At 66.1% G+C, this 14,486-nt stretch carries 15 protein-coding genes; 4 read left to right on the top strand and 11 right to left on the bottom strand.

Annotated features, from left to right (window positions below):
• Window positions 1-19: 19 nt before the first annotated feature.
• From KYK29_RS19770 to KYK29_RS19750, 5 genes are all read right to left on the bottom strand, one after another.
• Window positions 20-274 (bottom strand): exodeoxyribonuclease VII small subunit, encoded by a 255-nt coding sequence (locus KYK29_RS19770; protein ID WP_254692620.1) that lies wholly within the window; start codon window positions 272-274, stop codon window positions 20-22.
• 2 nt (window positions 275-276) lie between these two features.
• Window positions 277-1,206, bottom strand: a complete 930-nt coding sequence (locus tag KYK29_RS19765; protein ID WP_254692619.1) for a histone deacetylase family protein — start codon at window positions 1,204-1,206, stop codon at window positions 277-279.
• A 102-nt stretch (window positions 1,207-1,308) separates the two neighbouring features.
• Entirely contained in the window at window positions 1,309-1,872 is a 564-nt protein-coding gene (locus tag KYK29_RS19760) for a biotin transporter BioY (protein WP_254692618.1), read from the bottom strand.
• A gap of 28 nt (window positions 1,873-1,900) precedes the next feature.
• A complete protein-coding gene (locus KYK29_RS19755) occupies window positions 1,901-2,506 on the bottom strand; it encodes a CbiQ family ECF transporter T component (RefSeq protein WP_254692617.1) in 606 nt (201 codons plus the stop codon).
• Complete coding sequence (locus KYK29_RS19750; protein ID WP_254692616.1) at window positions 2,500-3,180, bottom strand: energy-coupling factor ABC transporter ATP-binding protein; 681 nt, start codon at window positions 3,178-3,180, stop codon at window positions 2,500-2,502. The genes KYK29_RS19755 and KYK29_RS19750 overlap by 7 nt, the downstream gene beginning before the upstream one ends.
• Window positions 3,181-3,366: 186 nt before the next feature.
• Between KYK29_RS19750 and KYK29_RS19745 the strand changes: the two genes are divergently transcribed.
• Window positions 3,367-4,575 (top strand): winged helix-turn-helix domain-containing protein, encoded by a 1,209-nt coding sequence (locus tag KYK29_RS19745; RefSeq protein ID WP_254692615.1) that lies wholly within the window; start codon window positions 3,367-3,369, stop codon window positions 4,573-4,575.
• A gap of 25 nt (window positions 4,576-4,600) precedes the next feature.
• Here KYK29_RS19745 and KYK29_RS19740 read toward each other — a convergent pair whose 3' ends face one another.
• Together KYK29_RS19740 and KYK29_RS19735 are read right to left on the bottom strand one after the other, a co-directional pair.
• On the bottom strand, window positions 4,601-5,086 hold the full coding sequence (locus KYK29_RS19740; RefSeq protein ID WP_254692614.1) for a peroxiredoxin: 486 nt from the start codon (window positions 5,084-5,086) through the stop codon (window positions 4,601-4,603).
• A gap of 164 nt (window positions 5,087-5,250) precedes the next feature.
• A complete protein-coding gene (locus KYK29_RS19735) occupies window positions 5,251-6,051 on the bottom strand; it encodes a protein-disulfide reductase DsbD domain-containing protein (RefSeq protein WP_254692613.1) in 801 nt (266 codons plus the stop codon).
• 145 nt (window positions 6,052-6,196) lie between these two features.
• On the opposite strand from KYK29_RS19735, the gene KYK29_RS19730 reads away from it, so the two are divergent.
• A complete protein-coding gene (locus KYK29_RS19730; RefSeq protein ID WP_254692612.1) occupies window positions 6,197-6,802 on the top strand; it encodes a YqgE/AlgH family protein in 606 nt (201 codons plus the stop codon).
• A 93-nt stretch (window positions 6,803-6,895) separates the two neighbouring features.
• Entirely contained in the window at window positions 6,896-7,087 is a 192-nt protein-coding gene (locus tag KYK29_RS19725) for a CsbD family protein (RefSeq protein WP_254692611.1), read from the top strand.
• Window positions 7,088-7,198: 111 nt separating this feature from the next.
• On the opposite strand, the gene KYK29_RS19720 is transcribed toward KYK29_RS19725, so the two are convergent.
• From KYK29_RS19720 to thrC, 4 genes are all read right to left on the bottom strand, one after another.
• The gene (locus KYK29_RS19720) at window positions 7,199-10,111 is read right to left on the bottom strand and encodes an EAL domain-containing protein (RefSeq protein WP_254692610.1); all 2,913 of its coding nucleotides are present in this window, start codon (window positions 10,109-10,111) and stop codon (window positions 7,199-7,201) included.
• Between the two features lie 112 nt (window positions 10,112-10,223).
• Window positions 10,224-10,856, bottom strand: a complete 633-nt coding sequence (locus tag KYK29_RS19715) for a GNAT family N-acetyltransferase (protein WP_254692609.1) — start codon at window positions 10,854-10,856, stop codon at window positions 10,224-10,226.
• Between the two features lie 109 nt (window positions 10,857-10,965).
• Window positions 10,966-12,264, bottom strand: a complete 1,299-nt coding sequence (locus KYK29_RS19710) for a M16 family metallopeptidase (protein WP_254692661.1) — start codon at window positions 12,262-12,264, stop codon at window positions 10,966-10,968.
• Between the two features lie 22 nt (window positions 12,265-12,286).
• Window positions 12,287-13,684, bottom strand: coding sequence for a threonine synthase (gene thrC / locus KYK29_RS19705; RefSeq protein WP_254692608.1), 1,398 nt, complete (start codon window positions 13,682-13,684; stop codon window positions 12,287-12,289).
• Window positions 13,685-13,891: 207 nt separating this feature from the next.
• On the opposite strand from thrC, the gene KYK29_RS19700 reads away from it, so the two are divergent.
• Window positions 13,892-14,458 (top strand): hypothetical protein, encoded by a 567-nt coding sequence (locus tag KYK29_RS19700; protein ID WP_254692607.1) that lies wholly within the window; start codon window positions 13,892-13,894, stop codon window positions 14,456-14,458.
• The last annotated feature ends 28 nt before the right edge of the window (window positions 14,459-14,486 follow it).

Raw genomic sequence — 14,486 nt, 5'->3', positions numbered from 1 at the left:
CGGTGTGTCGCCGGGCGCGTCACGCGCCGTCGAGCGGCTCCGTGCCTTGCGGCTGGCCGGCCCGGTCGAGGCGGATTTTCTCGATGCGGCTTTCCGCGGCCGAAAGCAGCGCGTCGCAATGCTTTTTCAGCGCCTCGCCGCGTTCGTAGATCTCGATGGAACGATCGAGCGGCACGTCGCCGCGCTCCAGCGCCGCGACGATCTTCTCCAGTTCCTCGACGGCCTGTTCGAAGGTGAGGGCGGAAACATCGGGGGCGGGGGCGGGATTGGTCATGATCAGCCTCTCATCAGGCGGTGGATATGGGTGGCGGCGGATTCGGCGAGGCCGGTCAGGTCGTAGCCGCCTTCGAGCAGGCTGACAATGCGGTTGCCCGCCGACCGGTCGGCAAGGTCCATCAGCCTGGCCGTCGCCCAGTCGAAATCGTCGGCGACGAGGTTGATCTGGGCCAGCGGATCGCGGTGATGGGCGTCGAAGCCGGCCGAGATGATGATCAGGTCGGGCCGGAAATCCGCCACCTGCGGCAGCACGCGGCTCTTGAAGGCCTCGCGGAAACGGTCGCTGCCGTCATGGGGCGAGAGCGGCGCGTTGACGATCGTGCCGTGCGGCCCCGTCTCGTCCTTCGCGCCGGTGCCGGGATAGAGCGGCATCTGGTGGGTGGAGCAGAACAGCACCGAGGCGTCGTCCCAGAAAATATCCTGCGTGCCGTTGCCGTGATGCACGTCCCAGTCGACGATGGCGATCCGTTCCGCGCCGTGAACCCTCTGCGCGTGGCGGGCGGCGATGGCGGCATTGTTGAAAAGGCAGAAGCCCATGGCCTTCTCGCGCTCGGCGTGATGGCCCGGCGGCCTCGACGCCACGAAGGCGTTGTCCGCCTTGCCGGAAAACACCGCGTCGACCGCCGCGACCGCGCCCCCGATGCCGGCAAGTGCGGCCTCGCGGGTCATCGGGCTTGCGTAGGTGTCGGCCTCGATGGCGTGGATGCCTTCCTCGGGAATGGCGCGCAGCATCGCCTCGACGTGGCTTTCCGGGTGGACGAGCAGCGCCAGGCCGGCGTCGGCCGGCAGCGCCTTTTCCCGCGATAGCGGCGCAAAGCGCGGGTGTTCCAGCGCCAGGTTGAGCGCCCGCAGCCGGTCGGGCCGTTCGGGATGGCCTTCCGGGGTGTGATGCTCGAGGAAGACAGGATTCTCGTAGAGGATCGTCGTCATGCGCCAAGGCTACCCTTTGCGGCCGGTGAGGTCCACGGCAAACGCCCGGCCCCCTCCGGCTTGTCAACAGTCAAGGCGCGACCGGTCGCTTGCCGCTGCGTCCTATGCGCGATGCGGCAGCAGCGGGTAGCCGGCGAGCACCGCCCGGCCGGCAAGGGCTGCGATGGCGACCTTGATCAGGTCGCCGGGCAGGAAGGCGGCCGAGGCGACGACGGCCGGCAGGAAGGCGTTGCCGCTCATGTAGCTCAGCCAGGCGAGGCCGAAGAGGTAGACGACGACGATACCGCCGATGAACGCCGCTCCGACGAAGGCGGCAAGCTGGGCGATCTCGTTTTGTCCCTCGCGCACGAAACGTTCGGCGATGAGGCCGCAGACATAGGCGCCGGCGACCCAGCCGACGAGGTAACCCGCCGTCGGGCCGGCGAAGACGCCGAGGCCGCCGCGTCCGCCGGAAAGCACCGGCAGGCCGATGGCGACGAGGAGCAGCAGCAGCGCGATGGCGGCCGCGCCGCGCCGCGCGCCGAGAATGCCGCCGGCCAGCATGACGCCGAGCGACTGCGCGGTGATGGGAACGGGAATGAAGCCGAGCGTCACCGGCGGCATCAGGCCGAGAACGATCATGATGGCGGTGAAAAGTGCGGTGAGGACGATGTCTCTGGTGGTCATCTCGGGTTCCCTTTGTCGATGGTGACGTTCAATGCCGCCGAAAGCCGCGTGCGTCAATCGCCATGGCGATGGTGTCGGCGTCCTTCAGCGTCAGGATGATGAGCGGAATGAGCAGTGTCAGCGGCCGGACCGGCAGGCCGCGCGCCTTGTGGGCGGCGGCGATCTCGCCATAGCGGGCGAGGATCTCGGGCACGAAACGGATGACGAGGCCGACCGCGAGGCTGACGTCCGCCGCCCGCACCAGTCCCAGCCGCTCGAAGGGCAGAAGCAGCCGCGTAATCTCGTCCATGAAGGCGGAAATGCCGGTCGTGGCGGTTACGGCGGCGGCCAGCAGAACGAGCGCCGCCAGCCGGCAGAAGACGGCCGCTCCCTCGGCCGCCGAGACGAACAAGAAGTTGGCGAGCGCCACCAGCAGCACGGTGAAGAGCACGAATCGCACCCGGCGGAACGCCTCGCGCGGGCCGAGCCCGGTGGACAGCAGAAGGACGAGCGCAAGCGAAAGCGCCGGCAGGAGGAACCGCAGGTCGGAGGTCAGGAAAAGCAGGATCGCCGCCGCGAAAAGCAGCGCGAGCTTCAGCCGCACCGGCAGGCGGTGCAGGAGGCTGTCGCCCTCGATGTCGAGCCCGTTCAGCACGATGCGATCCGCTTGTAGGCGGAAATTGCGGTCTGCGGGCGCTCGTCGGCGGCAAGCCGGCCCTCGTGGAACACCAGCACCCGGTCGAAGCCGTCCAGCAGCGGCAGATCGTGGGTGATGACCAGCACCTGCTCCGGCAGGGCGGCCAGCGTGCGTTCGATCATCGCCCGGTTTTTCAGGTCGAGCTGGTTGGTCGGCTCGTCGAGGATCAAAAGCTCCGGTCCGGTCACCAGGACACTGGCGATCGCGCCGAGCTGGCTTTCGCCGCCGGAAAGCTCGTGCACGCGGCGGCGCGCCAGATGCGCGATGCCGAAGCGTTCGAGAATCGCCTGTGTGCGGCTTTCGATCTCGACCTTGTCGAGGCCGCGGTTCTTCAACCCGAAGGCGATGTCGTCGGCAAGCACCGGCAGAATCATCTGATGCTGCGGGTTCTGGAAGATCAGGCCGGTCTTCCCGCGCGCCGCGTCCTCGTCGGTAATCGTGTCCAGTCCGTCGACCGTCACCCGTCCGTCCGTCGGCTTCACCAGCCCGTTGATCATCCGCGCCATGGTCGTCTTGCCGGAGCCGTTGAGCCCCACGACGCCGATGCGCCTTTCGCAAAGCGAAAGCGAAAGCGGGTGGAGGGCGACGCGCCCGGCATAATGCATCGTGGCGGCGGAGAAGACGATATCCAAGGCGGCAGATATCCCGGTTAAGAGGGTGGGGGAGCTATAGAGCAAATGCGCGAAGGGTGTGAAGCGGTTTTCTGCGCGGCGCTTCCGGCAGCCCTTCTTCGGCCGCGTTCGCCTGCCGCCCGAAAAAGGGCGAGCGGGATGCCGGCAGCTCTGGAACAAAACAAGAATATATGCCTATCATCCGGGATGACGATTCTTTTGTCCAATGCCGAAGCCCGCCGTATCTTCCTCGCCCGGCAGGGATTGAGTGCGCCGCCCGGCGGGGCTCTCGACAAGGCGGGCCTGCTGCGTCTCATCCATGACATCGGCTTCGTGCAGGTGGACAGTATCGCCACTGTCGAGCGGGCGCATCACCAGATCCTGTTTTCGCGCAACCAGACCTATCGCCGCGCGCATCTGGCCGAACTGCTGGAGGTCGACGGCGATCTCTTCGAGAACTGGACGCATGACGCGTCGATCATTCCGAGCGCGTTCTTCCGTTACTGGAAACACCGCTTCCGCCGCGAGGAGGCGGCGATCGTCGAGCGCTGGCGCAAATGGCGCGGCGAGGGTTTCGAGTCGGCCTTCGACGAAACGTTCGAGCGCATCAGGAACGGCGGCGCGGTGCTGTCGCGCGACCTCAAGGCGGCCGGGCATCAATCCGGCGGATGGTGGAACTGGCATCCCAACAAGACGGCGCTCGAATATCTCTGGCGCACCGGCAAGGTGGCGATCGCCCGGCGGGAGAATTTCCAGAAGGTCTACGATCTGACGGAGCGCGTGCTGCCGGCCCGCCATCATGCGCCGGATGTCGGGCATGACGGATTCATAGACTGGGCCTGCCGCAGCGCGCTGGAGCGGCTGGGCTTCGCCACCCATGGCGAGATCGCCGCCTTCTGGGATCTGGTGACGCCCGGCGAGGCGCGGGCCTGGGTGGAGGCCCACCGTGCGGAACTGCGTCCCGTCCTCGTTTCGCCGGCCGATGGCGGCAGGCCGCGCGCCGCGCATGCGTTTGCCGGCTTTCCGGAGGTTTTCGGCGAGGCGCCCGCGCCGCCCGCCCGGCTTCGCGTGCTCTCGCCCTTCGATCCACTGATCCGCGACCGCAACCGCACCGAGCGGCTGTTCGGCTTCTCCTACCGTATCGAGATTTTCGTGCCCGGCCCGCAACGGCAATATGGCTATTATGTCTTTCCGCTGCTGGAAGGCGACCGGCTTGTCGGGCGTATCGACATGAAGGCGGATCGCCGGGCCGGAACGCTCGCCGTCAGGCGGCTGTGGTGGGAGCCGAAGGTGAGGGCCTCGGCCGGCCGCATGGCGCGGCTGGAGGCGGAGCTTGCCCGCATGGCGAAATTCACCGGGGTGGAGAGCGTCAGCTATCTGGACGGCTGGCGCGGGGAGGAGCACGCGCCGCGCTGATCGGCGGGCGCGTGCGAGCGGTCGCTCAGAGTTGTCCGATCATCGTGGCGGCGGCGGAAACGGTCGCCTGTCCGGGGCTTTCCTCGATGTTGAGCGTCTTCACCACACCGTCTTCCACCAGCATGGAATAGCGCCTGGAGCGCAGGCCGAGGCCGCCGGCGGAAAGGTCGACGTCGAGGCCAAGCGCCCGGGTGAACGCCGCATCCCAGTCGGAAACGAAGCGCAGCTTGCCGGCCGCGCCGGTCGACTTCGCCCAGGCGCCCATGACGTGATGGTCGTTGACGGCGACGACGACGATGTCGTCCACGCCCCGTCCGAGGATCGCATCGCGGTTTTCCAGATAGCCGGGAAGGTGGTTGAGCGAGCAGGTGGGCGTGAAGGCCCCCGGCACGGCGAACAGAACGATGCGCTTGCCCTTGAAGAGGTCCGCGGTGGTGATGTCGGCCGGGCCGTCCGGCGTGCGCTCCTTGAGCGTCAGTTCGGGCAGCGTGTCTCCAACGGCAATGGTCATGGGTATCTCCCTGTCTTGAGTCCGGCGGACTATAAGCAGTTCCAGGAAAAGTGCGAAGCGGTTTTCCGCCCGGGAACTGCGTGAGATAAACCGGTTCCAGGAAAAGTGCGAAGCGGTTTTCCGCCCGGGAACTGCGAGGCGGAAGCCTCGTTTTCCGCCGGTCCCTATTCGAGGGGAAGGGGGGCTTCCATCGTGCGTGCGCCGGCGCGCAGCGCCAGCAGGAGCGGCGTGCGCGAAAGATCGGCGTGCTTCGACCGGAAAAGCACGGGCACTTCGGCCAGATAGCCGTCGCCCTTTCGGGTCATGGCTTCGGCAAGGCCGAACTGTACGCCGGCGGGGCCGGAGACATAGACCTCCGGCGGCGGCGTTCCCGCCGGTGCGCGAAAACGGACGAAAAGTGTCTTGCCGTCCGCCGACCACCGCCCGGAGACCGGTTCGAGCCCGGCGGAAGCGGCGGCGGGCAGGGCTGCCTCCGCGGCGGCGACGATGGTTTCCTCCAGCGGATCGGCGGAACGTTCGCGGCCGGGATCGACGGTCAGTTCCGTCTGGACCGGAATGCAGATTTCCTTGCACACGCCGAGAAAAACGGCGGCGGTGATCGGTCCGGTGGCGGCCCGCAGCCGAAGCGGCAGGCCGACCGGCGCGTCATAGCCGGCGTAGTGCAGGTCGTCGGTGCCGAGCCGCTTCGGCACGGGAAAGCCGATCGTCTCCAGCGTCGCGCCGCTGACGGTCAGCGACGGAGGCACGCCTGCGCCGCCGGGATCGCGCCAATAGGTGGTCCAGCCCGCGTTGAGGCGAATGTCGAGGACAGCCCGCACGGCGCCGTCGCGATCGGGCGGCAGCGCCACGAGGCGCAGATCGCCGCCGGGTGTCCGTGTCCAGTCGGAGCTTGCGGCGAGCGCCGCCGGCAGCGGCAGCGCCAGGAGGGACAGGAGGGCGGTGGCAAGGAGAGTGCGGCACTTCATGCCCTTTGGTCTAGCGCTGCCGGCGATTGCTTTCCAGACCTCCCTCGTCCTGCTGCGATCATAAATGCTTGATCGCCGCCGCGACGGGCGGCAAGGCGAAATTGACGCTTTTCATTTGGCTGCGAATTGATAGGCTGATGGGGCTATGACGATTTCGGTGCTGAAAAACAAACGGGAACGCGGTTTTCTTGACGGTCATTTCCTGATCGCCATGCCGAATATGGCCGACTCCAATTTTGCCCGGACGGTGGTCTATATCTGCGCCCATTCGGCGGACGGGGCCATGGGTTTCGTCATCAACCGGCCGCAGCAATTGAGTTTTTCCGACGTTCTCCTGCATCTTCAGCTCCTTGAGGAGGACGAACTGATCCGGCTTCCCGGCGAGACGCGGGAATTTCCCATCCGCAGCGGCGGTCCGGTCGAAAGCGGCCGCGGCTTCGTGCTGCATTCCGACGACTACATGTCGGAATCGAGCATCCCGGTCAGCGACGATATTTGCCTGACGGCGACGCTCGATATCGTCAAGGCCATTTCCCGCGGCGACGGCCCGCGTCAGGGCATGATGATGCTCGGCTATGCCGGCTGGAGCGCTGGGCAGATCGAAAGCGAGATCGGGGCGAACGGCTGGCTCAGCTGCCCCGCCCAGGAAGAATTGATCTTCGATACCAATCTTGAGGAAAAATACGAGCGCGCGCTGGCGCTGATGGGAATTTCCCCCGGCATGCTGTCGGCGGACGCCGGCCACGCCTGAAGCGGATTTTTTCCTGTCTCCGGAACATCTGCCGCTTCGCCCCGTTGATGGCGGGCATGAACGATCATGTCGTCAACAACGGAGTGGACCGAAATGGGAAGCACGAGCGACAAGGTAAAGGGCGCCGCCAACGAGATGGCCGGCAAGGCCAAGAAGGCGGTGGGCAAGGCCACCGACAATCCGAAGCTGCGCGCCGAAGGCGCCGGCCAGGAAGCCAAGGGCAAGACCCAGAAGGCTGTCGGCAAGGCGAAGGATGCCGTGAAAGGCGCGGTCGACCGCCTGTAAGCCGGAAGCGATGGACGGGGGCCGGCAGGCTCCACGTGGCGTGAAGGCGGCGGAAGACCGCCGGGATTTACGCCCGCATCGGCAAAGGCCGGTGCGGGTGTTTTCGTTGCCTCAGGCGCGCTTCATCAGCGGAAAGCGCTCCTTGAGCAGGCGCTGCACGGATTCGCAGCCGATCGGCGGGCCGAACAGATAGCTCTGGCCATAGTCGCAGCCCATGCCGCCGAGTTCGATGGCCTCCTCCTCGGACTCGATGCCCTCCGCCACCACCTGCATGTCCAGATCCCGGGTCATCGAGATGACGGATCGCAGCAGCACGGTGCGCTTGTCGGATGCATTGCGCACCAGCGCCTTGTCGATCTTGATCATGTCGAAGGGGAACCGGGTGAGATAGGCGAGTGAGGAATGACCGGTGCCGAAATCGTCGAGCGCCAGCCCGAGGCCGCTCTCCTTCAGCTTGGTGAGGATGAGCCGCGCCTGTTCCGGGTTTTCCATGACGACGGATTCGGTCAGTTCCAGCTTCAGTTTCCTGGCCGGGCAGCGCGTCTTGGCGAGAACGGCGCGCACGTCGTTATAGAGTTCGTTGTTGAGCAGCTGGGCGCTCGACAGGTTGACGGAAACGAAGACCGGAAGGTCGCCCGTCTGGATCTGCCAGTCCATGAGATCGCTTGCCGCCCGGTCGAAGGCGAAGAGCCCGAGCTGTCCGATGAGATCGGAGCTTTCGGCGATGGGGATGAATTCGGACGGCGGAATATTGCCGCGCTTGGGATGATCCCAGCGCATCAGCGCCTCGAAGCCGGCGATTTCGGCATCCTGTAGCCTGACGATGGGCTGATAGACGAGGGACAGTTCCTTGCGTTCGATGGCGCGGCGCAGATCCGTCTCGATCTGGAGGCGATCGGCGCCGAAGGTGCGGAACGCCGGGCGGAAAGGCTCCACGCGATTGCCGCCGGCCTTCTTGGCCCGATACATGGCCAGTTCCGCGTCGTTGAGCAGGCCGCCGGCGTCCTGCTGCTGGTCGACCCAGGAGACGAGGCCGATGGAGGCGGTGAGGATGATTTCGCGGCCGCCGAAATTGATCGGCAGCATGATCGCCTTGCTGACGGCGTCGGCGAAGTCCGCCACCTTGGTCGGATCGCGCTCGGACATCAGGATGAGGCCGAACTGGTCGCCGGAAAGCCGCGCCAGCGTATCCTGCGGCTTCAGGAGGCGGCGCAGCCGGCGGGTGAGGGCGATCAGGATATTGTCGCCGGCGGCGATGCCGAGCGCGTCGTTGACCTGCTTGAAGCGATCGATGTCGATGGTCAGGACGGTCGGACGGACCTCCTGCGCGCTCTCCGTCAGCGACAGGATCGCCTGCAAGCGGTCGAGGAAGACCTGATGGTTGGGAAGGCCGGTAAGATTGTCGTGCAGCGCGTCCTGGAGCAGCCGGTCGACGGAATTGCGCTGCTCCGTGATGTCGATGATCGTGCCGACGCAGCGGATGATCTCGCCGTTGGCGCCCAGCACCGGCCGGGCCCGGATCGACAGCCAGTGATAATGCCCGTCTTCGGCGCGCACCCGGAACTGGTGGTTGAGCCGCCCCTTGCGATGTTCGAGCAGCACGTCGAGCGTGGCGCGGAAACGGTCGCGGTCGTCGGGGTGGAGACGCGGCAGCCAGTTGCGGGCCGGTCCGTGCATGACCCCGGGGGCAAGGCCGAGCTGGATGGAGATGTCGGGAATGGTGACGACCCGGTCGCGCGCCACGTCCCAGTCCCAGACGATGTCGCCGCAACCGGTGAGCGCCAGCGACTGGCGTTCGAGGTCGGAAAACAGGCCCTGGCTATAGGCGCCGCCGGCGAAGGCGTGCTGCATCACCGTGAAGCCGATGAGGAGCACGATCAGCACCAGGCCGCCGCCGAGCGCCGGCTGGATGATGTCGTTGTTGAGCTGGCCCGTCACCGTCAGCCAGGCGCCGAACAGCCAGACGAGGATCAGCGCCCAGGCCGGCACCAGCAGGATCGCGCGGTCGTAGCGGTTGAAGCCGAGATAGGCGATGAGCGCGATGCCGACGGTGCCGGTGAGCGCGAAGGAAAGCCGGGCGATGCCCGAGGCGATCGGGGGATCGTAGATCGCCACGCCGAACAGCAGGCCGAGGCCGAGAATCCAGGCGAGCGTCGCATAGGAAAGATGGGCGTGCCAGCGATTGAGATTGAGATAGGTGAAGAGAAAGACGACGAGGCCGGCGGCGAGGAACACCTCCGTTCCCGCCCGCCAGATGCGTTCGTCGCCTGCGGTGATGCTGATGAGCTTCGACAGGAAGCCGAAATCGACGCAGATATAGCCGAGCACCGCCCAGGCGAGCGCGGCGGTGGCCGGCAGCATCGAGGTGCCCTTGACCACGAAGAGGATCGTGAGGAAGACGGCAAGCAGGCCGGCGATGCCGAGCACGATGCCGCGATAGAGGGTGAAGGCGTTGACCGTGTCCTTGTAGGCGTCCGGTTCCCAGAGATAGATCTGCGGCAGCTCGGGTGTCGCCAGTTCGGCGACGAAGGTGACGACCGAGCCGGGATTGAGCGTGATCCGGAAGACGTCGGCCTCGTCGCTTTGTTGCCGGTCGAGCGCGAAACCCTCGCTCGGGGTGATCGAGTAGATGCGCTTGGAGCCGAGGTCCGGCCAGAACAGCTTGGATTGCACCAGCCGGAAATGCGGCGCGACGATCAGTCGGTCGATCTGTTCGTCGGAGACGTTGGCGAGCGCGAAGACGGCCCAGTCGCCCTGATGCTGCTCGGAGGTGGCGCGAACCTCGATGCGCCGCACGATGCCGTCGGTGCCGGGCGCTGTGGAGACCTGGAAGGCTTCGCCCCTGCCGCTGTAGATCTCCGTCGTGGCGGTCAGGTCGAGCGCGGTGTCGTCGCGGGAAATGCGCACCGGCTCCATGGCGTCGGCCTGTCCCGCCAGGCCAGTGACGAACAGGACGGCCGCAAGCAGCAGGAAGGCGATAAGACGGTTGGCCCGAAGCCCTTGCGGCGTGAAAGAAGACGTCATGGAAACTGCATGATCCCTGGTTGCCCCAGCAGAGCGCGGCCGTTCTTGCCAGAGCGGCGGCTATCCGGCGCAAGGCCGGGCTGCCGCTCTATCCCTTCTGTCTTCGCCGCCTTCACGCGGTGCCGGCCGTTTCCGTCCGGCTGCTTACTACCTGGGGCCGCCGATCGGTGGCCAGAAGCGAATACATCAGATGGTCGCGCCACTCCCCGTTTATCTTCAAGTATTCCCTGAGGTAGCCTTCCCGTTGAAAGCCGGCCTTTTCAAGGAGACGGATGCTTCTTGCGTTGTCTGGAATACAGGCTGCCTCGATACGGTGCAACTGAAGGCGTGAAAAGATATGGGGTATGACCAGATTGAGGGCGGAAAACATGTGTCCCTGGCCGGCATGCCGCTCGCCCATCCAGTACCCGATCATGCCGCATTGCGCCGCGCCGCGCCGGATATAGCCGATGGTGATCCCGCCGAGCAGGCATTCGTCCGGCCGGGAGAAGATTAGGAGCGGCACGGCCTGGCCCGAGGCGTATTCCTGTTCGTTACGGACCACACGGGCGCGGAAGGCGCTTTCGGACAGGTCGTCGGCCCGCCAGCGCGGCTCCCAGGGCTCGAGGAAGGCGCGGCTTTCGCTGCGCAGCGCATGCCACTGCCGGTAATCCTGGAAACGGGGAAGACGGAGAAGATGGCGCGGGCCGGCAAGCTCGACGGAATCGGACTGCCGCGACAGGAACCGAAAGACCGACCGTGTCATGCGTGCCTCCGCGCGGAGATGATGATGCCGGAACGCCGCGCCGGCGTCCCGGAAAAGACTAGGCCGCCGTCCCGCCGGCGTCAAATGCCGGCCTGGGCGTTGCGGGCGTTCAGCTTGCCGCGCGCTGCTGCCGCGCCGGCTGGCGCGAAAGGGAGCGGGTGATGTCGGTGGTCGGAATGAGCCGTTCCACGGGGCCGATGGCCGACAGGGTGGGAACCGTGTCGAAGAACAGCCGGCCGGCAAGGTCGGTGAGCCTGGAGATGGTGATGCCTTCGAGGCGCTCCATCATCTCCTCGTTGGGGATGGGGCGTCCGTAGAGCATCATCTGCCGGGCGATCTGGCCGGCGCGGGCGGCCGGGCTTTCCTGCCCCATCAGCAGCTGCGCGCGGATCTGCGCGCGCGCGCGCTCGATTTCCTGCTGGTCGATCTCTTCGGAGGCGCGGCGCAGCTCCTGGAAGATGACCGGCATCAGCTCCGGCAGGTTCTCGCCGCCGGTCGCGGCATGGATGCCGAAGATGCCGGTATCGGAAAAGCCCCAGTGGAAGGCGTAGATGGAATAGCACAGGCCGCGATGCTCGCGCACTTCCTGGAAGAGCCGCGAGGACATGCCGCCGCCGAGGATATTGGCGAGGATCTGCGAACAGTAGAAGTCGCGGGCGTGATAGGCCTTGCCTTCGAAGCCGAGCAGCACCTGTGCATCCATCAGGTCGCGCGTCTCGCGCACGTCGCCGCCGGTATAGGTCGCGGCCTCGAAGCTCGGCGGCGTGCCCGGTGCGGTCGGCAGCGTCGAGAAACGGCTTTCCACCTCGCGCACGAATTCGTCATGATCGACCGCGCCGGCCGCCACGACGAACATGCGGTCGGTGGTGTAATTGCGGTCGAGATAGGTGCGGATCTCGCCCGGCGAGAAGGAGAGCACGGTTTCCGGCGTGCCGAGAATGGCCCGGCCGATGATCTGGTCGCGATAGGCGACTTCGGAGAACCGGTCGAAGACCACGTCGTCGGGCGTGTCGTTGGCCGCGCCGATCTCTTGCAGGATGACCTGTTTTTCCCGCCTCAGCTCTTCCTCGTCGAAGGCCGATTCCGTGAGGATGTCGGCGAGGATGTCGACGGCGAGCGAGGTATGGTCCTTGAGGACGCGGGCGTAATAGGAGGTGGTTTCCGTGGAGGTGGCGGCATTGACCTCGCCGCCGACGTTCTCGATCTCCTCGGCGATCTGCCGGGCGGAGCGGCGGCCGGTGCCCTTGAAGGCCATATGCTCGAGAAGATGGGCGATGCCATGCTCGTCCGTGGTTTCGTTGCGCGACCCGGATTTGATCCACACGCCGAGAGCCACGCTCTCCAGATGGGGCATCGATTGGGTCACCACGGTCAACCCGGACGCAAGCCGGGTGCAGTCAACTGTCATCATCCGCACTTTCTGCGTTTCGCTAATCCCGGATCCGGGCGCGGTCGCCGATGAAGGTTTCCACTTTGTCGAGATCGGCGTCCAGGATGTCGAAGCGCTCCTCCCTTTGCATCATTCCAGCAAGCCACGCCGGAAGCGCGGGGTCAATACCGCTGGCGGATTTTACCGCGGCGGGGAATTTCGCCGGATGCGCGGTGGCGAGCGTCACCATGGGCGCCAGCGGCTTCTGGTGCCTGGCCGCCACGAAGACGCCGACGGCCGAATGCGGATCGAGCAGATACCCGGTTTCGGCAAGCGTCGTGCGGATCGTCTGCGCCACCTGACGCTCCGAGGCGCGGCCGGCGCGGAAATCCTTGCGGATCGCTTTCAGCGCGCCTTCCCCGATGTCGAAGCTGCCGGATTGCCGGAGGCTCGCCATGGCGCGCCGCACGGCGTCCGCGTCGCGATCGTGGGCCTCGAACAGCAGGCGTTCGAAATTGGAGGAGATCTGGATATCCATGGAGGGCGAGGTGGTGGCCTTGACCTCCTTCATCTCGTAGCGGCCGGTCTTCAGCGTGCGGGCGAGAATGTCGTTCTCATTGGTGGCGATCACCAGCTTGTCGATCGGCAACCCCATGCGCCTGGCGGCGTAGCCGGCGAAAATATCGCCGAAGTTGCCGGTCGGCACGGTGAAGGAGACCTTCCGGTCCGGCCCGCCGAGCGCCACGGCGCTGGTGAAGTAATAGACGATCTGGGCCATGATGCGCGCCCAGTTGATCGAGTTGACGCCGGAAAGCTTCATCCGGTCGCGGAAGCCCGTGTGATTGAACATCGCCTTCACGAGATCCTGGCAATCGTCGAAATTGCCCCGGATCGCCAGTGCGTGGACGTTCTTCTCCGGCGAGGTGGTCATCTGGCGCTGCTGCACCGGCGAAACCTTGCCTTCCGGAAAGAGAATGAAGATGTCGGTGCGTTCGCGTCCGGCGAAGGCGTCGATCGCCGCGCCGCCGGTGTCGCCCGAGGTGGCGCCGACGATGGTCGCGCGCGCGTTGCGGGCGGCGAGCGCATGGTCCATCAGCCGGGCGAGAAGCTGCATCGCCACGTCCTTGAAGGCAAGCGTGGTGCCGTGGAAAAGCTCCAGCACGAAGGCATTCGCGCCGGTCTGGACGAGGGGGGCGACGGCCGGATGGCGGAAGGTCGCATAGGCCTCGTCGATCATCGTGCGGAAGCGGTCGGCCGGAATGTCGCCCTCGACGAAGGGGAGGAGGACGGTGAAGGCGATTTCCTGATAGGATTTTCCGCGCAGCCGCCGGATGTCCTTCTTCGAGAAGACCGGCCATTCGCGCGGCACATAAAGCCCGCCGTCGCGTGCAAGGCCCGCCAGAAGCGCGTCGGAAAACCCGAGGGAGGGGGCCTCGCCCCGCGTCGAAACATAGTCCATATCCATACGTCCTTGCGATGGGGGCAGGGGTAGGCCGCCTGCCGGGGCGTATCCGAAATTGTGCCGGCGGCGTCATTCGACAATCGATTTTTCGCCGCGCCGCTGCTATAGACCATCGCCGGGGGTCGTGAAAAGACCCGCAAGGAGAGTTCCGAAAGGCCGCCGGTCCGTCAGGGCGGGCCTCAGAGTCGCAGGGGTTACAGTAACGTGTTTGGAACGATCATCCGCCGCTTCGCCGGCGTCTCCCTCCTCGTCCTCGCCGCCGGCTGCAACCAGACGGACAGTGCCGCCGATCTCGGTGTGACGGCATCGGATGGCGCCCGCCCGGCCGCCGGCCAGCAACAGCAGACGGCGGTCATCCAGGGAGCCTGCCCGCCGGTCTATCTGCGCGAGGGCACCGCCGTCCATCGCAAATATGCCGGCCGCGCGAAGGAGGACGCGGAAAACCTGCTCTATCAGGCGACGCTTGCCGACACCACGCGCCAATGCGTGCTGAGCGAGAACGGGCTGCGCATGACCGTGATGGCGCAGGGCCGCATCGTGACCGGGCCGGCCGGCTCGCCGCAGACCGTCAAGTTGCCGATCCGCGTGGCCGCCACCGATGGCGCCCAGACGCTCTATTCGCAACTCGTCCAGTTCGAGGTGACGATCCCGGCCGATTCCGGCACCGGCCAGTTCATTTTCACGCAGGCCAATGTCGATCTGCCGGGCGGTTCCGGCGGCTTCGTGAAGGTCTATGTCGGCTTCGACGAGGGTCCCTACAACACGAAATAGGCCGCCCCGGCCGCAGACAGGAAAAAAG

The sequence above is a fragment of the Shinella daejeonensis genome (genome assembly GCF_024281235.1).
In the GTDB taxonomy this organism is placed as follows: domain Bacteria; phylum Pseudomonadota; class Alphaproteobacteria; order Rhizobiales; family Rhizobiaceae; genus Shinella; species Shinella daejeonensis.
The sequence above is the reverse complement of the archived record's forward strand: the minus strand, read 5'-3'. Positions and strand labels throughout refer to the sequence as shown.